Source organism: Paracnuella aquatica (assembly GCF_003332885.2).
GTDB lineage: Bacteria > Bacteroidota > Bacteroidia > Chitinophagales > Chitinophagaceae > Flavisolibacter > Flavisolibacter aquaticus.
In genome coordinates, this window is the sequence record NZ_QOWJ01000001.1 from 322,278 (window position 1) to 343,268 (window position 20,991).

Annotated in this window: 20 protein-coding genes and 1 other RNA gene; 14 read left to right on the forward strand and 7 right to left on the reverse strand. The window is 50.6% G+C overall.

Features of this window, described 5'->3' with window-relative positions:
- The 6 genes from rnr to rnpB all read left to right on the forward strand — a co-directional run bounded on the left by rnr (position 1) and on the right by rnpB (position 7,348).
- Positions 1-2,085, forward strand: a complete 2,085-nt coding sequence (rnr, locus tag DRJ53_RS01425) for a ribonuclease R (protein ID WP_114233798.1) — start codon at positions 1-3, stop codon at positions 2,083-2,085.
- A gap of 99 nt (positions 2,086-2,184) precedes the next feature.
- Positions 2,185-3,150, forward strand: coding sequence for a polyprenyl synthetase family protein (locus tag DRJ53_RS01430; protein WP_114233799.1), 966 nt, complete (start codon positions 2,185-2,187; stop codon positions 3,148-3,150).
- A 205-nt stretch (positions 3,151-3,355) separates the two neighbouring features.
- Positions 3,356-5,104, forward strand: a complete 1,749-nt coding sequence (locus DRJ53_RS01435) for an APC family permease (protein WP_114233800.1) — start codon at positions 3,356-3,358, stop codon at positions 5,102-5,104.
- A gap of 147 nt (positions 5,105-5,251) precedes the next feature.
- The gene (locus DRJ53_RS01440) at positions 5,252-5,749 is read left to right on the forward strand and encodes a hypothetical protein (protein ID WP_114233801.1); all 498 of its coding nucleotides are present in this window, start codon (positions 5,252-5,254) and stop codon (positions 5,747-5,749) included.
- Between the two features lie 137 nt (positions 5,750-5,886).
- On the forward strand, positions 5,887-6,903 hold the full coding sequence (locus tag DRJ53_RS01445) for a Smr/MutS family protein (RefSeq protein ID WP_114233802.1): 1,017 nt from the start codon (positions 5,887-5,889) through the stop codon (positions 6,901-6,903).
- A gap of 57 nt (positions 6,904-6,960) precedes the next feature.
- Positions 6,961-7,348: RNase P RNA component class A (rnpB, locus tag DRJ53_RS01450), an RNA gene on the forward strand.
- Between the two features lie 457 nt (positions 7,349-7,805).
- Here the strand turns inward: rnpB and DRJ53_RS01455 are convergent.
- The gene (locus DRJ53_RS01455) at positions 7,806-8,711 is read right to left on the reverse strand and encodes a CPBP family intramembrane glutamic endopeptidase (protein ID WP_114233803.1); all 906 of its coding nucleotides are present in this window, start codon (positions 8,709-8,711) and stop codon (positions 7,806-7,808) included.
- An 81-nt stretch (positions 8,712-8,792) separates the two neighbouring features.
- Between DRJ53_RS01455 and DRJ53_RS01460 the strand changes: the two genes are divergently transcribed.
- The 7 genes from DRJ53_RS01460 (at position 8,793) to DRJ53_RS01490 (ending at position 13,598) form a co-directional block, all read left to right on the forward strand.
- On the forward strand, positions 8,793-9,251 hold the full coding sequence (locus tag DRJ53_RS01460) for a VOC family protein (protein WP_114233804.1): 459 nt from the start codon (positions 8,793-8,795) through the stop codon (positions 9,249-9,251).
- Positions 9,252-9,479: 228 nt separating this feature from the next.
- Positions 9,480-9,965 (forward strand): GAF domain-containing protein, encoded by a 486-nt coding sequence (locus DRJ53_RS01465; RefSeq protein ID WP_114233805.1) that lies wholly within the window; start codon positions 9,480-9,482, stop codon positions 9,963-9,965.
- Between the two features lie 130 nt (positions 9,966-10,095).
- Positions 10,096-11,130, forward strand: a complete 1,035-nt coding sequence (gene fbp / locus DRJ53_RS01470; protein ID WP_114233806.1) for a class 1 fructose-bisphosphatase — start codon at positions 10,096-10,098, stop codon at positions 11,128-11,130.
- Entirely contained in the window at positions 11,123-11,902 is a 780-nt protein-coding gene (locus DRJ53_RS01475) for an ABC transporter ATP-binding protein (protein WP_114233807.1), read from the forward strand. Before fbp ends, DRJ53_RS01475 begins: the two co-directional genes overlap by 8 nt.
- Positions 11,899-12,333 carry an FKBP-type peptidyl-prolyl cis-trans isomerase gene (locus tag DRJ53_RS01480; protein ID WP_114233808.1) on the forward strand — a complete coding sequence of 145 codons (435 nt, stop codon included), beginning with the start codon at positions 11,899-11,901 and terminating at the stop codon, positions 12,331-12,333. The genes DRJ53_RS01475 and DRJ53_RS01480 overlap by 4 nt, the downstream gene beginning before the upstream one ends.
- A 162-nt stretch (positions 12,334-12,495) precedes the next feature.
- Positions 12,496-13,020, forward strand: a complete 525-nt coding sequence (locus DRJ53_RS01485; RefSeq protein ID WP_114233809.1) for a YfiT family bacillithiol transferase — start codon at positions 12,496-12,498, stop codon at positions 13,018-13,020.
- Positions 13,021-13,055: 35 nt separating this feature from the next.
- Positions 13,056-13,598 carry an NUDIX hydrolase gene (locus DRJ53_RS01490; RefSeq protein ID WP_114233810.1) on the forward strand — a complete coding sequence of 181 codons (543 nt, stop codon included), beginning with the start codon at positions 13,056-13,058 and terminating at the stop codon, positions 13,596-13,598.
- A 42-nt stretch (positions 13,599-13,640) separates the two neighbouring features.
- Here DRJ53_RS01490 and DRJ53_RS01495 read toward each other — a convergent pair whose 3' ends face one another.
- Both DRJ53_RS01495 and DRJ53_RS01500 read right to left on the reverse strand, forming a co-directional pair.
- Entirely contained in the window at positions 13,641-14,954 is a 1,314-nt protein-coding gene (locus DRJ53_RS01495; protein ID WP_114233811.1) for a bifunctional folylpolyglutamate synthase/dihydrofolate synthase, read from the reverse strand.
- A 124-nt stretch (positions 14,955-15,078) separates the two neighbouring features.
- The gene (locus tag DRJ53_RS01500; RefSeq protein WP_123893287.1) at positions 15,079-15,951 is read right to left on the reverse strand and encodes a hypothetical protein; all 873 of its coding nucleotides are present in this window, start codon (positions 15,949-15,951) and stop codon (positions 15,079-15,081) included.
- A gap of 331 nt (positions 15,952-16,282) precedes the next feature.
- On the opposite strand from DRJ53_RS01500, the gene DRJ53_RS01505 reads away from it, so the two are divergent.
- Positions 16,283-16,762, forward strand: coding sequence for a CHRD domain-containing protein (locus DRJ53_RS01505; RefSeq protein ID WP_114233813.1), 480 nt, complete (start codon positions 16,283-16,285; stop codon positions 16,760-16,762).
- A gap of 33 nt (positions 16,763-16,795) precedes the next feature.
- Here the strand turns inward: DRJ53_RS01505 and DRJ53_RS01510 are convergent, their stop codons facing one another.
- The 4 genes from DRJ53_RS01510 to DRJ53_RS01525 form a co-directional block, all read right to left on the reverse strand.
- Complete coding sequence (locus DRJ53_RS01510) at positions 16,796-17,710, reverse strand: DMT family transporter (protein ID WP_114233814.1); 915 nt, start codon at positions 17,708-17,710, stop codon at positions 16,796-16,798.
- A 66-nt stretch (positions 17,711-17,776) separates the two neighbouring features.
- Positions 17,777-19,081, reverse strand: coding sequence for a radical SAM family protein (locus DRJ53_RS01515; protein WP_114233815.1), 1,305 nt, complete (start codon positions 19,079-19,081; stop codon positions 17,777-17,779).
- Positions 19,078-19,698, reverse strand: a complete 621-nt coding sequence (locus DRJ53_RS01520; protein ID WP_114233816.1) for a hypothetical protein — start codon at positions 19,696-19,698, stop codon at positions 19,078-19,080. Before DRJ53_RS01520 ends, DRJ53_RS01515 begins: the two co-directional genes overlap by 4 nt.
- Entirely contained in the window at positions 19,699-20,742 is a 1,044-nt protein-coding gene (locus DRJ53_RS01525; protein ID WP_114233817.1) for an agmatinase family protein, read from the reverse strand.
- Positions 20,743-20,991 lie beyond the last annotated feature (249 nt).

Sequence of the window (20,991 nt, forward strand, 5' to 3'; positions counted from 1 at the left end):
ATGGGTAGGAAAAACGGAAAAGATAAAAAAAAGCACCGGCAGCATGGTTCGGCCGACGAACATCGTGGCCGGCTGGAAGTTACCCGCTCGGGGATGGGTTTTGTAGTGGTGGAAGGACTGGAAACCGACATTTTGGTAAAACCCAACGATTTTAATACGGCGCTCAACGGCGATACCGTGGTGGTGCAGGTGCTGCCGCAGCGCGACAGCCGACGCATGCAGGGAACGGTAACAAAAGTGCTGGACAGAAAACAAAGCGAGTTTATTGGCGCCCTGCAAATGAACAAAGGCTTTGCTTTTTTTGTGGCTGACAGCGACCGCAAGATGCCGGACATTTTTGTGCCGCAAAATGCGTTCAACGAGGCAAAAGACGGCGACCGCGTGGTGGTGCGCATTACCAAATGGGAAGAAGGCAGCAACAAGCGGCCCGAAGGCGAAGTGGTAACGGTGCTCAACGAGAATGAAGGGCAGGTGGCAATGAAGGAAATTCTGTTGGAAAATGGCTTTCCGCTGGAGTTTCCCGACGAAGCGCTGGAAGAAGCAGCCCGCATTCCCGACACGATCCCGCACAGCGAAATTGACCGCCGCCGTGACTTCCGGAACATACTTACGTTTACCATCGACCCGGTGGATGCAAAGGATTTTGACGATGCACTGTCGATCAGGGTGTTGAAAAACGGCAACTACGAAATAGGCGTGCACATTGCCGATGTAAGTCATTATGTGCAACCCGATACCGCGCTGGATGATTTTGCGTACCGCAAAGCCACATCGGTTTACCTGCCTGACCGGGTGAATCCGATGCTGCCCGAACATATTTCAAACGTGTTGTGTTCGTTGCGGCCGCATGAGGATAAATTGACTTTTTCGGCCGTTTTTGAAATGACGCCCAAAGGCGCTGTGAAAAGCCATTGGGTGGGCCGCACGGTCATTCATTCCGACCACCGGTTTACTTACGAAGAAGTGCAGGATGTCATTGAAAAGCAGGAAGGACTTTACCTCGACGAAATAATGCTGCTGCACAACATAGCACAGCGGCTGCGCAAAAAGCGCTTCGATAACGGCGCCATTTCCTTTTCATCGCAGGAAGTTCGGTTCAAACTCGATGAAGAAGGCAAGCCGATCGGCATTGTGGTAAAAGAAAGCAAGGAGTCGCATCAACTGATCGAAGAGTTTATGCTGCTTGCCAACCGCATTGTGGCCACCGTGGTATCGAAAGTAAAAGTGGACAAAAAAGAATTGCCGTTTCCGTACCGGGTTCACGACCTGCCGTCGGAAGAAAAGCTGACGCCATTCATTGCATTTGCCCGCAAGTTTGGCCACAAATTCGACCTCTCTACGCCTGATAAAATTGCCGAGTCGTTCAACACCATGTTGGAGGACGTAAAAGGCAAACCCGAGCAGCATGTGCTGGAGCAACTGGGCATCCGCACCATGGCAAAAGCGGCGTACACCATCGAAAACATTGGACACTACGGGCTGGGTTTTGAAAACTATTGTCATTTCACTTCGCCCATCCGCCGCTACCCCGATATTTTGGCGCACCGCATTTTGCACGAAGTGCTGACGCAAAACATTCGGGTGGATAAAAAGCTGGAACAAAAATGCAAACACTGCAGCGAACGGGAACGCGCCGCAATGGAAGCGGAGCGGGCCGCCAATAAATACAAACAGGTTGAATTCATGCGCCAGTTTCTGGGCGAAGAATTCGACGGTGTTATTTCAGGTGTTTCCTCGTTTGGCTTTTGGGTGGAAACCGTGGAGCACAAATGCGAAGGTTTAGTAAGCATTGCATCACTTGTGGAGTACGACGAGTTTCGCCATGTAGATACCGATTATATGCTGGTGGGTGCCCGCAGCGGCCGCAAGTTCCGCATGGGCGATAAGGTGCGCATCCGGGTAATTGCTGCCAACCTCACCAAGCGCCAGCTTGACTATGAATGGGTGCTGACACCGATGGAAGTAGCGGACGATGGAGCACAACCCAATCCGAAAAGAGCATCGCGGCCAAAATCCACCAAAGCAAAAGGCAGCAAGGAATTGCCCGAAAAACAAAAACGCAGGCGTAAAAAAGAAGGGGAGTAGTGAAGTGCAAGGCGACGCAACAAGTGACCGAGTTCTTTGTTGTGTTGCTTTGTTAACCAAACGACTTGCCTTTTTATATTCGCGCCCCACCATTATCACATGCAAACATTTGAACAGCTTTCTTCGCAGTTTACCGAATACTTTCAGCAGGACCATTTTCCGCAGGAGCCCGCCACCTTATACCAGCCCAACCGCTACTTTTTGCAACTGGGCGGAAAAAGGGTGCGGCCGGTTGGCTGCCTGATGGGCAACGAGCTGTTCGACAATATTGTGCCCGATGCCTGGAAAGTGGCAACGGCTATTGAGCTGTTCCACAATTTTACGCTGATCCACGACGACATTATGGACCGGGCGCCGCTGCGCCGCGGCATGCCCACAGTGCACCATAAATATGGCGAAAGCACAGCGCTGCTTGCCGGCGATGTAATGCTGGTGGCGGCTTACGAAAACCTGCGCAAAATTTCGCCGAATTTTTTGGTGCCGGTGTTGGGGCTGTTTAATAAAACAGCCCGCGAGGTATGCGAAGGCCAGCAACTGGATATGGATTTTGAGCAGCGCGATGATGTAACCCTTGATGAATACGAGCACATGATCAGCCTGAAAACTTCGGTGCTGATGGCGGGATCGCTGAAGCTGGGCGCCATACTGGGTGGCGCATCCAAACGCAACCAGGACCTGATTTACGAATTTGGCCGGAAAGTGGGCCTTGCCTTCCAGGTGCAGGACGATTACCTGGATGCTTTTGGCGACCCGGAAAAATTTGGCAAACAGGTAGGTGGCGATATCAAAGCCAATAAAAAAACATTTTTGCTGATTCATGCGCTGCAAACGGCGGACAAGGGCCAGCGCGAATCGCTGCAGCACCTGATGCTGACCAACTCCGACAATAAAGTGGATGATGTGTTGCAACTGTTCCGGCAAACCGGCGTGGACCAATGGGCCCGCGAACTGCAGGACAATTATTTGCAACAGGCATTACAACACCTCGAAGATATTGCCGTAACCTCGTCGCGTAAAGAGCCACTGCGCCAACTGGCGTTGTACCTGGTGCAGCGGGAGCATTAAATGGTTAGGGTTGGAGATTATTGATTATTCATTATTGATTATTAGGTTCATCGCCATATGCCTTCCGTAAAGGCAATAACAAGAATGAATAATCAATAATCCAGTAATTGCTATAAACTCCCAACTGTCAACGATCAACTCCCAACTACTTCTCCCGCAGTTTTCAATCCATTGCATTATTTTGCCGCACTAAATTCTGCACTTAATGTCCTACTCCCTGTTCAGACGTAAGTCCATCGACAACCTCATGCACGAAAAAAAGGATGCGGAAACGCATTCGCATGAATCCCTGCGGCGGGTACTTACGGTAAGGGACCTTACATTTTTTGGCATTGCGGCCATCATTGGTGCCGGCTCGTTCAGCAGTCTGGGTGCAGCGGTATTCACTGGCGGCCCCGGTGTTATTTTGCTGTTCATTATTTGCGGCATTGCATGTGGTTTTACCGCAATGTGCTATGCCGAGTTCGCCAGCCGCATTCCTATTTCCGGCAGTGCTTACACGTACGCTTATGCATCGTTTGGCGAACTGTTTGCCTGGGTCATTGGCTGGGCGCTGATCATGGAATATTCGATCGGCAACATTTATGTGGCCTTTTCGTGGAGCGACTATTTTACCTCGCTGCTCGACCGAATCGGTTGGCATATCCCCGAATATTTTTCTACGTCTTATAAAGAAGCGCAACACGCCGTGGAAGCGGGCTCCGACCACCAGGAATCAATTTTGGCCTGGCAAAATGCACCACGCATCGGCGGCCTCCGCATGATCGCTGACCTGCCGGCCATTGCCATTGTTATATTCATTACGTTTCTGGTTTATCGCGGTGTAAAAGAGTCGCGCAACTTTAGCAACGTGATGGTGATCCTCAAACTTGCCGTTATTTTCCTCGTGATTGTTGTAGGTGCATTTTACATTGACACAGCCAACTGGACGCCGGTAAACAACACCGGGGTTAAATCGTTTTTGCCCAATGGCTTTGGCGGCATGATGCTGGCAGTGTCTGGTGTGTTTTACGCTTATATTGGTTTTGATGCAGTAAGTGTGTTGGCCGAAGAAAGCAAAAACCCGCAACGCGATCTGCCACGCGGGATGATCTTTTCGCTGGTGCTGTGTACCATCATTTACATCCTGCTGTCGCTGGTGCTGACCGGGGTGCTCGATTACCGCCGGTTTGAAGGCGTTGGCGATCCGCTGGCTTTTATTTTTGAAGCAAAAGGCGTTGCATGGATGCAATTCTTGGTTTCGCTGGTGGCGGTTGTTGCCATGACCTCGGTGCTGTTGGTTTTTCAAATGGGCCAGCCCCGCATCTGGATGAGCATCAGCCGCGATGGCTTGCTGCCGCCACGTTTTCAGCAGATCCACCACAAGTTTAAAACGCCTTCGTTTTCTACCATACTCACCGGCCTATTGGTGGGCATACCGCTCCTGTTTACCGACAAAACATTTGTTCTCGATTTTACTTCCATCGGAACCCTGTTTGCCTTTGTGCTGGTGTGCGGTGGTGTGTTGCTTATTCCCCGCAAGGAAAAAGTACCCGGCCGGTTCAACATGCCTTTTGTCAATGCCAAATATGTTTTTCCGCCGGTGATCATCGGTGCGCTGATTTTGCTTGCACTGCTGACGCCGCAATATTTCACAGAAATGTTCAACGGCGATTTCAGCGATTACTCCGCTGCCACCGATGGCAAAACGCATATTTTCCCGACCGCAGCCACCAAGATCGCCACCATTATTTTTTGGGCGGTCAACATTATGCTCGCCATCATGTGCTTTTTCCGCGAGTTGTCGTTGATCCCGGTTTTAGGATTGGTTACCTGTTTGTACCTGCTTACCGGCATGTCAGCCTCCAACTGGATGTGGTTTTTCATTTGGTTTGCCATTGGCTTGGTGGTGTATTTTATTTATGGTTACCGAAACAGCCATTTGCAACCAAAAACCGTTGCCACACCGGATTAAACCTTTCCACATTTTTGCAATCCGACAAAGGATGAGTTGAGCGTAGTTTTGGCCCAACATGCCGCATTTTCTACAAAAAGGGGGCGGCATGAAAATGGAAAGTGTTGATGTGTGCCCGTCGCTCTATTTACCCTAAAGCATTCCCCAATGAAAAAATTGTTACTCGGCCTGATGGCAGTAGTGCTGGTGGCCGCCAGTTGCTCTAAAGAAAACTCATTCGAACAGGAAACTGAAACAGCCTATTTCGTTCGCTTTAAAGTCGGTGGGGCCGTTCGGGAATATACCGATGTGGTGCTGGCCACAACCTCCACTGCGGGCGGCGTATTTACTGTAACCATCCAGGGGCAGGCCGACCTTGCAGGCAACAACCCCGAGGGAATTATTGTAACGGTGGCTGATAATGAGCCAGTTATTGCCCAGACATACAGCGAAGTGCCGGATAGCGACACGCCGGCCATGATGTTTCGCGATGATACCGGCAAAGAATTTTCCACGCTGTTTGCCACCACCCAAACGGGCCTGACGGTAAATATTTCCCGCATCAACAGCGAATCGGTCCGGGGCATTTTTTCCGGCAAAGCTTATAGCCTCGATGGCAACGAACTGGAAGTGACCGAAGGAACATTTTTTGCAAAATTTCAGTAAGAACTAACGACATAACTCAGCAAAGCAAGGCCTTCATTGATTCAAGGCCCAAACATATAGGAACGCTTTAAGAAAATGCCCCGCTCCTGGGCATTTTTACGTATTATTTTTGCGGATTAAAGTAGAAGGCAAAACACATGAAGTTTCAGATCGGCGATAAGGTATTGGTGCTGCATTCCAACGAAGAAGGAGAGGTGATCGACATCATCAACAAGCAAATGGTGATGGTGGAAGTGCGGGGGGTAAAATTCCCGGCGTACATCGACCAGCTTGATTTTCCTTATTTCAAGCGGTTTTCCGAAAAGAAGATGTTTCCGCCCAAAAAGGAAAAAACCTACGTGGAAAACCTGCGCAAGGACAAAACGCCGCAACCCAAAGTTGTGGACGGCGTCTGGCTATCGTTTTTACCCGTAATGGACTCCGACGAATTTGGCGATGACGTGGTGGAACTGCTCAAGTTGCACCTCATTAACCGAACCGAGCGGAGTTTCAATTTTGTATATAAGCTCCAATTTTTTGGCGATACCGAGTTTGAGCTGAAAGGCGACATTGCGCCACAGCAGGATTTTTACCTGCACGATATCCCGTTCGGCGACATGAGCGACAACCCGAACTTTGCCTTTGAGTTTTCGCTGCCACAACCCGAAAAAGGCTTGGCACCTTTTTACGAAGCCAACCTGAAACTCAAAGGCAAACAGATCTTCCAGCAGATTGCGCAGATGCAGCAAAAAGGCGAGGCCAGTTTTAAATACCGCCTGTTTGAACACTACCCGCAAGTTACCGCCGAAGAGCCGGCCATGCTCGACCTGAGCTCGCTGGTGGCCAAAGGCGTAAAAGTGTACAATGCCAAGGAAGCCCGCAAACACCTGCCACCGGCCCGCTCGGTAGTGGACCTGCACATCGAAAAGCTGGAAGACAATTGGGAGCGCCTTTCTAACCCCGAAATCCTCGACATCCAGCTCCGCGAGTTTGAAAAATGGTACGAACTGGCCGTGGCGCACCACCTGCCGCACCTCATCATGATCCACGGCGTGGGCACCGGCAAGCTGCGCGATGAGATCCACGACATGCTGCGCCTTAAACGCGAAGTAAAATCGTTTGTCAACCGCTACCACCCGGCATACGGCTACGGCGCCACGGAGATTTATTTTTAAAACCTGCACGCAGAATTTTAAGCCTTTGGCTACGTAAGCCCGGATTATCTTTGCGGCACTGCAAGCCAAGCTATCGAGTAACCTGTTGGTTATTAGGAAAGTCCGGACAGCGTAGGGCAGCGCATCCTGCTAACGGCAGGACATTTGCCGCAGGGCAAAGCGAGCCAGTGCCACAGAAAATAACCGCCGGCTTAACCGCTGGTAAGGGTGAAAATGTGGGGTAAGAGCCCACGGCCCCGTTTGGAGACAAACGGGGCGGGTAAACCTTGCGTGCTGAAATGCCATGTATAGGACCGGTTGGAAGCGGCCCGTTTCCGCAACAGCTTTGGTTGTTCACGGTCCAGGGTAGGCAGATACAGGTGGCTGGCAACAGCCATCGCAGATAAATGATAGCATTCCGCCGCAACGCGGAACACAGAATCCGGCTTACTGGCTTGCAGTTTTTTCTTTGCCGTGAATTTGTTGGAAAAATATTCTTTCGTTGATCAAACAGCCATTCCAATTGGAGTGGCTGTTTTTTTATGTAGCCTGCTTCAGTATCGCTGTTCAACTTCCGTTGCGTCGCACACTTCGGCGTTCGGTTCCGCTATTCGGCATTTTTACAACTCTAATTGCTTTACCCTTTGCCTACCACCCACGCTATTTGCCCTGTCATCCTGAGCGCAGCGAAGGATCTGAGCCTGTACCAGCACAAGTTTCAAAGAAAAAGTAAGCCTGCTTTTTGCACAACAGATTTTGTCACTACAATACTCAGATGCTTCGCTGCGCTCAGTATGACAAAGGCAAGTGGCTGATTTTTTAAAAGAGTATTGAGCCGAAACAAGAAAACGGATCAAAACTATTTGCTCCGACCAGCGTATTAAGCATTTATCAACACAACAACCCAAACATCACTTTCCAGCTCACGGCACCACCGGGTACTTCACCACCCAGCCCGCCAACTCCATCAGCCAGGCAATGCCCAGGTGCACCGCCAGCCCGCCCCAAATGGACCGGGTGTGGTACGATACGATGCCCAGCAACATTCCGCCAAAAAATGAAGACACACATTCACCCAGCGGCTTGCCAAAATGAATAACGCAGTAAATAACCGCCATCGGCAAAATGGCCTGCGCTTTGGCCCAGCGGGAAAAATAGATCACCAGGAAACCCCGAAAAAAAAGCTCGATGGTAAAAAAGTCGATGCCATATGCAGCTTCAAAAAGAAGAAGCTTCCAACCTTGCTGCACATCGCCCGGCGCCAGCATGTGTAATGCTTTCGGGTACACCCGCAAAAAATCGGGCTGCGTGGCTGCGGCTGCAATCAGTGGTACCATCAGCAGCAGCATGATAAAATAAGGCATCATTCCCCGCGCCGGCGATCTTAAACCCATCACGGCGCCATCTTCACCAGCCCATCGTCTGATGAGCAGCAGCATGCCCGTAACAATCGCGGCTTTTGCGGTAAAATAAAAAACCGCGTTCCAGAATAGTTGTTGGGTTACCCGCGGGTACAGGTGAACCGGGGCGGTCATTTTCCATGCAAAAACCAGTGGCGCCAACAACAACACCGCCCAAAAGGAACTGCTCCATTGAATAACACCTGGACGAAAGGCCCGGTACAAACCATAGGGCACTATAAGCACAACTAACAGCAATGCATACCAGCCAACAATCGGCAGCGGCTGCGGCAGGCGATACAGTGCACCATTAATGCCCAGCGCATAGTTGCAATAGATTAGCACCGACAGCAACGCCATGGCAATAAGGTGCACCGGCCAACAAACATCTTTTAAATAACTGCTAATATATTTAAGGATCGCTTTCATTGCCGGTGGCGAATTTCGGCAAAAGCATCATCCGGCAATCGGCCGCAACAGCCGAATGCCTATTTTTATTCAAACGTTTGTATGTCTATAAAAAAATGGTGGATCGCTTCTTCGTTGCTGTTAGCATTTGCTGCCTGTACCGTTTCCAAACCCGCCGCTACCAGCCTCGATCATATTGCGCTGTATACACAAAACTTAAAAACGAGCACCCATTTTTACCAACATGTGCTGGGCCTCGACACCATACCCGAACCTTTTCATGATGGCAAGCATACCTGGTTTACGGTTGGCGGCGGTGCGGCACTGCACCTGATTGTAGGCCTGGGTGCGCCGGTAGCGCAGAATAAAAACACGCACCTCTGTTTTAGGAAAGCATCTTTGCAACCGCTCATTGAACGGCTGGTGGCAGCCGGCGTGCCTTACGAAGATTGGGCGGGCACACCATCCAGCATCACTACCCGCGTGGATGGTGTGCACCAGATTTATTTTAAAGACCCGGATGGGCATTGGATTGAGGTGAATGACGCCAGGAACCGGTGAACCGGTGATTTGTATGATTTGGAAGGATTAAAGGATTTGAGTTCTGTTTGTCTATATCAATCTAATAACAGCAGTTGGGTTGAGATGTTGTCCATTTACGACGATCTTGAATAAGATTGTTATGGCAAAAACATTTTAATAAAGTTTACCAGCGTGCCAATTTGATAAAGGCGGAACTTGCAGCCGCTTATCATGCTATCATTTTAAATCATACAAATCACCGGTTCCATGGCTGAAGATTTATCAATAATCACCGGAAGCAAAGAAGAACAATACGAAGGGCTGATGCCGCAAATAAAAGGTTTGCTGCACGGCGAACAAGATTTTGTTGCCAATATGGCCAACGTGGCAGCTGCTTTAAAAGAACAGTTCGGCTGGCTTTGGGTGGGCTTTTACCTCGTAAAAAATGGCGAGCTGGTATTGGGGCCGTTCCAAGGCCCGGTGGCCTGCACCCGCATTCGCAAAGGCCGTGGTGTTTGTGGCACCTCCTGGGCCGAAGCCCGCACCCTCATTGTGCCGGATGTAGAACAGTTTCCCGGTCATATTGCGTGCAGCAGCTTGTCGCGTTCCGAAATTGTAGTGCCGCTGATGCGCAATGGTGAAGTGATCGGCGTGCTTGATGCCGATAGCGCCGATCTTGATACGTTTGATGCAGCAGACCAGGCATACCTCGAGCAGATCGTTGCATTGGTGGTGGAAGGCAGCGCTATTTGATCGGCACTGGTTTTCAACAGCGTATTTCCTATTCAAGCACAACCGGGTTACCCGGACCACATGAAAGCATAGGGCTCCAACCAGCGGCTGCAATGGGTTTATTACATTTGTTTTCAAATTGACGATTGCAATGAACCCTATTAACAGACAGGTGCTTACCCTGGATGAATTCACCATCCAGCAGGTAAGACAAATTCCCAATGCCACTGGGGAGCTGAGTACGCTGCTCCGCGATATTGGCCTTGCCGCAAAACGCATCAACGTAGAAGTAAACAAAGCCGGGCTGGTGGACATTTTAGGCGACGCCAATGCCACCAATGTGCAGGGCGAAGCCCAGAAAAAGCTCGACGTGTATGCCAATACCCAACTGATGGGTGTGCTGCGGCACGGCATCAGTTGTGCCGGCATAGCCTCCGAAGAACTCGATGACTTTGTGCCCTTCGACGACGACATCAGCCGCAACTCCAAATACGTGGTGCTGTTCGATCCGCTGGACGGCAGTTCCAATATTGATGTAAACATTTCCATCGGTACCATTTTCGGCGTGTACCGCCGCGTTACAGAACAAGGCAGCGCCGTGTCCGAAGCCGATTTTTTACAACCAGGCTTGCGGCAAGTGGCCGCAGGCTATGTAATTTATGGCAGCAGCACCATGCTGGTGTATGCCACCCGCAGGGGCGTCAATGGCTTTACGCTGGATCCGTCCATTGGTGAGTTTTGCCTCAGCCATCCCAACATCACCTGTCCGGCGAAAGGAAAAATTTATTCGGTCAACCATGGCAACTTTTTCCAATACAGTGCCGGCGTGCAGCGCTACATCAACCGCCTGCAGAAAAAAGGAGAGCTGCCCACGCAGGAGCCGTACACGCAGCGATACACCGGCAGCATGGTGGCCGACCTGCACCGCAACCTGGTTAAAGGCGGCATTTTTATGTACCCTGCTACATTTCAAAACAGGGATGGTAAATTGCGCCTGATGTACGAATGCAACCCGTTTGCGTTTATTGTGGAAGTGGCCGGTGGCAAAGCCACCGACGGCCTCAACCGCATTTTAAATATTCAACCTACCAGCCTGCACCAACGGTGCCCGCTGTTTATTGGCTCCGCCCAAATGATGGAGGAACTGGAAAATTGCCTGATGCCGGCAACCACTACGCATGGATAAAAAAAAGATCATTTCAGTTGAACACCTGGTAAAGCACTACGGCGATTTTGTTGCCGTAAAAGACCTTTCCTTTGATGTATATGAAGGAGAAATTTTCGGGCTGCTCGGTCCGAACGGTGCGGGTAAAAGCACAACGCTGGAAATCATTGAAACGCTGCGTGAAAAAACTTCAGGGAAGGTAATGGTGGCGGGTTACGATTTGGATGCGCAACCGAATGAAATCAAAAAAATCATCGGTGTGCAATTGCAAAGCAGTGGCTTTTACCCAGGGCTAAACCTGCTCGAGCTGATCGATCTTTTCTCGGGCTTGTATAACCGAAAAGTAGATCCCTGGCAATTGCTCGATACCGTTAACCTGCGCGATAAAGCAAAGGCCAAAGTAAAAGAGCTGAGCGGCGGGCAAAAGCAGCGGTTTTCCATTGCCACCACCCTTATCAACCAGCCGCGTATCGTTTTTTTAGATGAACCCACTACGGGCCTCGATCCGCAGGCACGCCGCAACCTGTGGGACCTTGTAAAAGGCATCCGTGCACAGGGCACTACGGTGATCATTACCACGCATTACATGGACGAAGCCGAGTACCTTTGCGACCGGGTGGCTATTGTGGATTCGGGCACCATCATTGCCCTGGCCACACCCGACCAGTTGATCGACGAGTTGGTGGCCACTGGTTTTGAACGGCCCAGGGAAATGAAAAAGGCCAATCTCGAAGACGTATTTATTCACTTAACCGGGCATTCGTTGCGCGAAGCCGAAATAAAAAAATCATGAGTTTATTTGATCGTTTACAAGGAGAACGCAGCAAAAAGCTGAACGAAGAAAAACAAAAAGGCGCCGATTTTCTGGCGCAAAACAAGGATAAAGAAGGTGTGGTAACGTTGCCCGAAGGCGTGCAATACAAAATGACCGTTGAAGGCACCGGCAAGCAACCACAGGTAACCACGCAAATTGAAGCACACTACGCCGGTCGCCTGCTCGATGGTAAAGAGTTTGATTCGTCGTTCCGCCGCAACAAGCCGTTCCAGGCACGCATCAACCAGTTGATCAAAGGCTGGCAGCTGGTGTTGCCGCTGATGAAAGAAGGCGGCCGCGCCACCATTTGGGTGCCGTCCGATCTTGGTTATGGCGACAATGGTGTGCCAGGTATTCCGGGCGGTGCCGTGCTGGAGTTTGAAATTGAATTGCTCCGAATTTTAAGCTAGTTGGTCCCCTTTAGTTTGTGGTTTGTAGTTGGTTGTTGATAATCGACGGTTGTTTGTTGTTTGCGTGCTGACGATAAATAAATCGATTTTTTTCCACCGTAACCATCAACATTTACAAACCACAAACTCCCCACTTCAAACCACAGACTCCAAACTTAAAACATGACCGATCCTCGCTATCCCATCGGGTTGTTTGAGCCCAGGCCGTTTAGTGCTGCGCAAAAAGAAGAATGGGTTGCCGATATCCGTTTTTTGCCGAACGCCATTGAACATTCACTGCACAATTTGGATGAGGCACAGCTGCAAACGCCTTACCGCGATGGTGGCTGGACGGTGCATCAACTGGTGCACCATGTTGCGGACAGCCACATGAATGCGTACATCCGCTTTAAGCTGGGTTATACCGAGGGGGAGCCAACCATCAAACCGTACGAGGAGCAGCTTTGGGCCGAAACCGCCGATGTGGCGCAGCTACCGGTAAATATTTCCATCACACTTCTATTTGCGCTGCACCAGCGCTGGCACACATTCCTGCTTTCCCTAACTGACGAGGACTGGAAAAAAACAGTGTACCATCCGGGGCAGCAAAAGGAGCTAACCCTTTGGGATTTGCTGGGCAGCTATAGCTGGCATGGCCGCCACCATACGGCGCATATAACGGCCTTGCGTGAACGAAAAGGTTGGTGATGTTTTTCAGCAATTAATTAAGGAATTTTGCCGCTATGAAATGGAAAGTGCTGCACTCCGAATATTTGTTCAACCAGCCCTGGCTTACCGTCCGCAAAGACCATTGCCTGCTGCCAAACGGAAAAGAAATTCCTGCATTTTATGTAAATGAATATCCGGAGTGGGTGAATGTATTTGCGCTGACCGATGAAGGCAATGTAGTGATGGTAAAACAATATCGCCACGGCATTGAGCAGGTAAGCATTGAATTACCGGGAGGTGTAGCCGAAAAAGGCGAGGACCTATTGGAGGCTTGTCAACGCGAATTGCTGGAAGAAACCGGTTACGAGTTTGAGCAATGGGAGTTTTTAGGAAAAGTATGCGCCAACCCCAGTACCACCAACAATTTCACGCATTTTTTCCTGGCCACCAAGGGCCGAAAAGTGGCCGCGCAAAACCTGGATGAGGAAGAAGATTTGGAAGTGTTGGAGCTGCCGGTGGAAGAAGTAAAACGCATGGCACTGGATAATGAAATTGTACAAAGCCTGCACACCAACGGAATTTTTTATGCGCTGCTCCGGCTGAATAAAATGGGCTGATCGACGCTTATTTAGTTTAAATAATAGCTAGGCTTAAATATTTTAACGCGGCGATGAACGAAACCGTTCACGATCTACCTCGCCAACCAAAAATACCGAGCCGCAAATCAGCACCAGATCATTATTACTGGCAGCTTGTAGCGCTGCATCAATGGCCGCATTTACATCGGGGTATTCCTGTCCGGTCAAACCATTTTGCGCTGCCTTTGCTTGCAATTCTGCCGCAGGCAGGGCTCTGGGAATGGCAGCCTGAGTAAAATAATAGGCGGCATCTTTGGGCAGCAGTTGCAGCACTGCGCTGATGTCTTTGTCTTTCACCATGCCCAGCACAAAATGCAGTTTGCCAAATGGGTGTTGACCCACATGGTGGAGCACCTGCTGCATGCCGGCCGCATTATGCGCCACTTCCAAAACCACTGCCGGCGCCGTTTGCAAAACCTCCCAACGGCCCATCAACCCGGTTAACATTTGCACTTGGGCCAGGCCCGACGCAATTTGGCCTTCCGATATTTTCCAACCACATTGCTGCAACACCCGGATGGCCATCAAAGCGGTTTGCACATTTTTTAATTGATACATGCCGGGCAGATCGAGCTGTATGTGCAGCGGTTCGGTGGCGTCTTTCTCGGCCAGTTGAACCTCCAGGTGCGTAGGCGCTGAAATGTATTCTACTACAGAAAAGTGATCCGCGGCATAAAAAATCGCCGCATTTTTTTCTTCTGCAGTTGCATCAAACACAGGGTCGGTTTCAGCATTTCGTTCGCCGATCACAACCGGTACATTCTCTTTAATAATGCCCGCTTTCTCTGAAGCAATTTTTGCCAACGTGTCGCCCAGCAAATCGGTGTGATCAAAGCCAATATTGGTGATGACACTCACCTCAGGGAGAATCACATTGGTGCTGTCCAGCCTGCCGCCGAGGCCGGTTTCTATAACCGCAATATCAACCTGTTCATCGGCGAAATATTGGAAGGCCATAGCCACGGTAAGCTCGAAAAAAGAAGGCTCCAGCCGGTCTATTTCTGGAATGATTCCGGCAACGAAATCTTCTACTTTATGCTCCGGCATCATCTGCCCGTTGATGCGGATCCGTTCCCGAAAATCGTGGAGGTGCGGTGATGTGTACAAGCCGGTTTTGTAACCAGCCTGCTGCAACACCGCCGCCAGCATATGGCTTACCGATCCTTTGCCATTGGTGCCTGCTACATGAATGGATTTAAATTTTCGCTCCGGGTTGTCCAGGTGGTTGCACAGTGCAATGGTATTGTGCAGGTCTTTTTTCATCGCTGCCGCACCAATGCGGCTAAACAGCGGCAGGCGGGTGTACAAATACTGGAGCGTCTCGGGATAATTCATGCACCGCAAAAATAAAGCGGGGAGATTTTGGATTGACGATTTGGGATCGACGATTTACGATTGGGGTACTCAAAAAGAAAAGGGCCGCAAACTGCAGCCCCAAAATCGTCAATCGTAAATTCCGTTATCCTTTTACTTTAAAATTAAATTTTACCGTTCCCTTCTGGCCGCCGTCGGATGTGCCGAGTTTTAACTGGAATGCGCGTCGGCGAGCAATATCAATAAGAGTACGACTGGTGCTGGAAGAGCCTCTCGGCTGAAAGTTAGCACTAGTCACTTTCCCGCTGGCATCGGCTTCCACATCCATGGCTATTATTGCATTCTCATTAAAATCATCTTCAAAGCTTTGGTCGGAAATCTGCAACACCCGAACACCAAAGTTTTTACGCGGCCCGTTGTAGTTGCTGCTGTTAGGGTCGCCGCCGGGTCGTCCCTGGTCGCCGGTACCGCCCGCAATGCCTTCGCTGCCGCCTTTTTGATAGGTATCAGCACCGTTGCCGCCATTGCCGGTACCGCCAACAGTGCGGCCCAACACGGCCCGTGGTTTGGGCGGGGCAGGCGTGGGGTTAACCACGGGTTCGGGGTTCGATGCAGGTTTTGCCACCGGCTTGTTGTTTTCCGAAATCTGCGTAGCCTTCGGTGTGGTCACCGCGGGTTTGCTGATGGCAACTGCATCGTTATTCGGACGGTCGTCCGTATCTACATCTTTTGCATCGTTGGTGGCCGTTTGCGTGGCTTGGGGTGGCGTGTACGCCGGTGCAGCCGCAGGTGCAGGCTCGCCGGGCAACAGTGGCTGGTCGGAACCAAAACCTTCATCGCCGCTACCCAGATTTACCTCCAGTTCTTCCGTAAGTATCGGAGGGTCAACAACGGGCAGGGGCCATTTTACCAGAAAAAAAAGCAACAGGAGGCCGCCTGCAACACCAAGGGTTACAAAACCCGCCTTGCGGTTTTTTTCTTTTTCAAAACTTGCCAGCATGATCGATAGATTCTGCATACAAATGTAACGGGTGTTTCCGATGTGGGCTAAACGAAACAAAAGTGGCACAAATTGCCCTGAATCGCCGCAACCCCATTTTGTTTTAACAAAGAAAATTACTTCATTAGTCCTTTGGCAAGTTTAAAAAGATCGCGGTTCATTGGATAACAGCATTTGTTTTTAAAAGGCAATTTGTAATGGAGTAAATCCAAAGGAGCGTAATCGGACAAACATAACTGCAGCAAACCAAGCGAGACAGCCTAAAGTAAAAACATATGCCAAGGCTGGCAACCTTTTTTATATATAAACGTATCCTTTCTTAATTGGGCAACAATTACAAACCTTGAATATGAAATCAACTAGACTATTTTTCCGGAACTGGATGTTATTAGGTATGCTGGCACTGGGCACCAGCCTGAGCGGATGCTACAGCAACGAAAGCGACCTGGCCGACGGCACCATGCTGTTCCGCAGCACCGGGTCGGGTGCACAGGAGCGGCCAACCCCCGTGGTAACAGCAGCTTCCGGCTCCATGACAGGCCGCTACGAGCCGCAAACCCGCCGTTTTACCTACAGTTTATCTTGGAATCGCCTTACCGGCAACCCAACAATGATGCACTTCCACGGGCCTGCATCGCCGGAATCTGTGGCACCGCCAGTAGTGACCATCACTGGTTTCCCGGCTAGTACTTCAGGATCGGTGTCCCAAACTGTAACCCTTACTGAGGAGCAAGCGCAACAACTGATGAACCAGCAATGGTATTTTAATATCCACACACCTATGTATCCCGGTGGCGAAGTGCGGGGGCATGTAATGATGGGTAAATAAGCGTAGAAATATTTTTTAAAACGGGCCGCGGCATTAAGCCGTGGCCTTTTTGCTGTTGGCTAAAATTAGTCCTGCCATGATCAGCAGCCCACTCCACAAATGGATGGTTTGTACCGGCTCACCTAAAATGGCCACCGCCTCAAGCGTGCTGAACAGCGGAATGAGGTTGCCAAACAGCGCCGTGCGGCCCGCACCAAGCCGACCGATCGCAAGGTTCCAGATCAAAAAGGCGATGACGGAGGCACCTAATCCTAAATAAAGGATCACGGCTGCGAGGCCAGGCGTCCACTGCACAGGCGGCTGCGTGCCCTTTTCCCATAGATAAACGGGCAGGAGCATGAGTGTGCCCATCGCGAAAATGGTCCACAAAAAAGAAATGCTCTGCAGTTCTTTGGGTTTGCGCCGCACCAGGATGGTGTATACGGCGAAAGAAAATGCGGCAGCCATCACCCACACATCGCCGGCGGCAAACCGAAAATGGCGCAATACCTCCCAACTGCCTTTGGAAAGCAGCAATACCACACCGGCAAAACTCAGCGCCATGCCCGCCAGCCTGAGCGGTGCAATGCGTTCTTTTAAAAAGATAGCGGCCAGCAGCAGGGCAAAGAATGGGGAGGAAGTGGTGCCAATGAGTGCCAGGTTGATGGCGGGTGAATAATGCCCGGCCACATACACCAGCGTATTGAACACTGCAATGCCGGTGAGGGCCGTCCAGAAAAGGTAAGGCAGTCTTGCTTTGAGTTGTGGCCAATCCTGCCGCACTTTGAGCCATGCAATGGGCAATAAGAGCACCGTTGCCGTGAGCCACCGGAAAAAGCCCAGCGTTACCGGCGGTACCTGGTTGATGATGCCCCGCGCCACAATAAAATTGCCCGACCATAGCAGTGCTGCAGCCACAGCAAATAAAATTCCCTTTCGTTGTTCCTGTGCCAGTGCGCTTGCCTGCATGTGGATGAGCGAATGATTTTAAACAAAAAAGCCGCACTACTTTTTAAATGGCGCGGCTCTTATTTTTTAATGGGCAAAGTCCCGATCGTATTGTCCTTCAATGCGTTCCATCGGCGGATTGTAGTAGCCAAATTTAAGGTGCGGAAACTCTTCGCGGATCAATTCCATCAATTGCTTCACGCCTAAAATTTCACCGGTATCCTGAACGCCGATTTTACCCAGGTACCAATCCGGGTCAATATTGAAATTGCGCCACTGGATCATACAAAGATCTGTTTCGATAATCAGTTTGCGCAGCGCTTCGTATTCAGCCACCGAATCGGTCATGCCTGGGAACACGAAATAGTTGATGGACGTCCAGCCGCCATAGCTCCGCACCACTTTCAGGCTCTCGATGATGTCTTCAAAATCGTAGTTGTTGGGGCGGTAATAAGGCATGTAAATTTCGCGGCGTGCCGAGTTGGTGCTTACGCGGATGGAATTCAGGCCGGCTTCGCAGAGCAATTTCACCGCTTCCGGTTTGGACCCGTTCGTATTGATATTGATGCTGCCTTTATCGGTATGCTTGCGAATTTCAATGATCGCGGCCCGGATTGTTTCCCACATCAGCAGTGGCTCGCCTTCGCAGCCCTGTCCAAAGCTTACTATCGGGAACGGCGCCGTTTCCAGGTGTGGAACGGTAAACTCCACAATTTCCTCCACCGACGGTTTAAAAGTCAGGCGATCCTGGGTCGAAACGATATTTTCTTCCTCCGGCTGGAACGAAATACAGCCAATGCAGTTGGCATTACATGCTGGCGATGCCGGTACCGGGCATTCCCAACGACCCATGAAAAAGTTGCGGGCAGCGGGGCAGTGGTAGGTAAGCGCACAATTGTTGGCCAGGTGGTTCACCAGCCGGTTGTGTGGGTATGCCTCGATCAAGCTGCTTACACCAGATTCAATTTTACCCGTATCAAAACCGCCACATTCCTGGCGGATGTCATTTTCAATGCGAATAGCCGGTACGTAAAACTTATTGTCGAGCCAGCCTGCGGCAGTGTAGCAAAACAGGGGCAGGGTAGGTGCATCAGGGGCCGTTTCGTAAGCGGCAATATAAAAACCGGTATGCGCCGGAGGCACAAAAGCCGCTACGGCCCACCCTTTCTGGCAAAGCCGCATTTCGCCGGTGCGTACATCAATTCCAATGCCGCGGCGGCCCGGCAACTCGTACAGTTGTCCGCCTGCCGGCAGCTCAATCCACTCGTCTTCCGGGATGGGCAGGGCATCCCACCCGCTGCGGCCAACCACATACAGGGAGGTGTCTTCAAAAATATTTCCCTTGCCATCGGAGTACATCAGGTAGGGCGATTGCTGTATTACCACGGTCATTGATTTATTGGTGAACGGCCGGCTGCCTTCCCAATCTGGCGGCGGCAAAAATCCTGCAGCTTTTCGGCTGCATCCGGGCTCAAAGGTTCTTTAAGTTCCAGTTGCAAAAATTTGTTGGCGGGCAGGTGCAGGGTCAAAAAGTCGGGGCGCAGCGTAACCGATTCAATTTGCTCCCAATTCAGTTTTTTTACACCAAACCCGTTGGGAAACGAAAGTCCGTTTGTGCTAACCAGCAATTGCGGCTTTTGCAGCGCTACCCGGTCCGTAAAGGCCAGCATGGCCGACAGTGCCGCCCAAATCAAAACAGGTATTGCCTTGCCCCAATTATCGGCCTGCACAAAAGCAATGGCCAACGATAAAAAGGTAATTGCCTGGAGCAGGCGGATCCAAAGATTAGCCTTGCCGCTCGGGTCGAGCTTTTTTCGGAAAAAGCCATACACCAGCGATACCGCCGCCACAAAATATAGTGGCGCCAAATCAGCTAAGCGGTCGTATTTCAACACAAGCACAGCGCTTTCTGAATTAGCGATCAAAAAAAAGCCGGCAACAAGGTGCAGCAACCCGATGGTTTTGCGCCTTTTGTCGAGGCCCGATAACTGAACAGGAATATAAAACATTTATCTGGGATTGCTGGAAACCAGCAGGTTGCACAATTTGAATAAAACTCGGGCGCCTACGTTTGCATCCCAGCCGGTTTCGCCAATGCTTACTTCATTGAGGTCGAAACCAATGATTTGCCTGCCCGATTCTTTTACCTTTTTAAACAAGTAAAATACCTGTTCGGTTTCAAAACCACCCTGCACCGGGGTACCGGTATTGGGGCAAAGTTTCGGGTCCAGCCCGTCGATATCAAACGAGATGAATACCTTTTGCGGCAGCTGGCTCACAATTTCCTCCACCACCTGGCGGAAGGTTTCACCTTCATATTGGCGTGTCCTGATGTCGCTGTCGTAGTACACCGAAATGCGATCGCTGTTCTCCGCCACAAAATCCACCTCGCCACCCGAGTAGTCGCGAATGCCTACCTGCACCAGTTTTTTCAGTTGCGGAATTTCCTTCAGGGCGTTGTACATGATGCTGGCATGAGAGTACACAAAACCTTCATAGGCTTCGCGCAGGTCGAGGTGTGCATCAATTTGCAGGATGCCGAAATCACCCCATTTTTCCGAAATGGCTTTGTAAAAACCCAGCGGCGAACTGTGGTCGCCGCCCAACAGGCCCACCAGTTTGCCGGCATCGAGCAGCGCCTTGGTTTGCTGGTACACCCAATTATTGAGGAACACCGACCCTTCGTTCACATCTTTCAGCGTTTTGCACATAAACTGGTTGTCCTCAACCAGGTCGCCTTTTGAAATATAGTCAATATATAATTCGGCTTCTTTGCGCAGGTAGTCGCTTTTCAGCAGGATCTTTTTGTCCGATTCCCGCATGTAAAAACCTTCCTTCCAGCCATCGGGCACATCGGGGTCAAACAGGTCCACTTGAAGGCTGGCCTTGAAAATGTGCTCGGAGGAGCGGGAGGTACCCGAGCCATAGCTAACCGTTACTTCCCAGGGCACCGGCAAAATCACCAGCCGCGCATCGGCTTCGGTAAACGGCAGTCCAAAGATGTTGTTGTTGGGATTTCCGGCGCTGTCCGGGTCAAAATGAGAAAGGTCCATTCCTGCAAAATTTAAAGCGGTGCAAGTTAAGCCGCAATAACTAAATAGAAGGCTAAAAGAAAATGGTAACAAAAGCTTTCGGCATAATGATGCAGACGGCGGCGCTGTATTTAAAAAATGGAACGCGATAGATTTTATCGACCACCCGATAAAATGTTCAGAAATGGCGGCGTCTATTTATATAAACGGAATGATATATCGCCGGCAATAAACGTGGTAAAGCAGCCGCCAGTGTGGATTTGGCGTAGT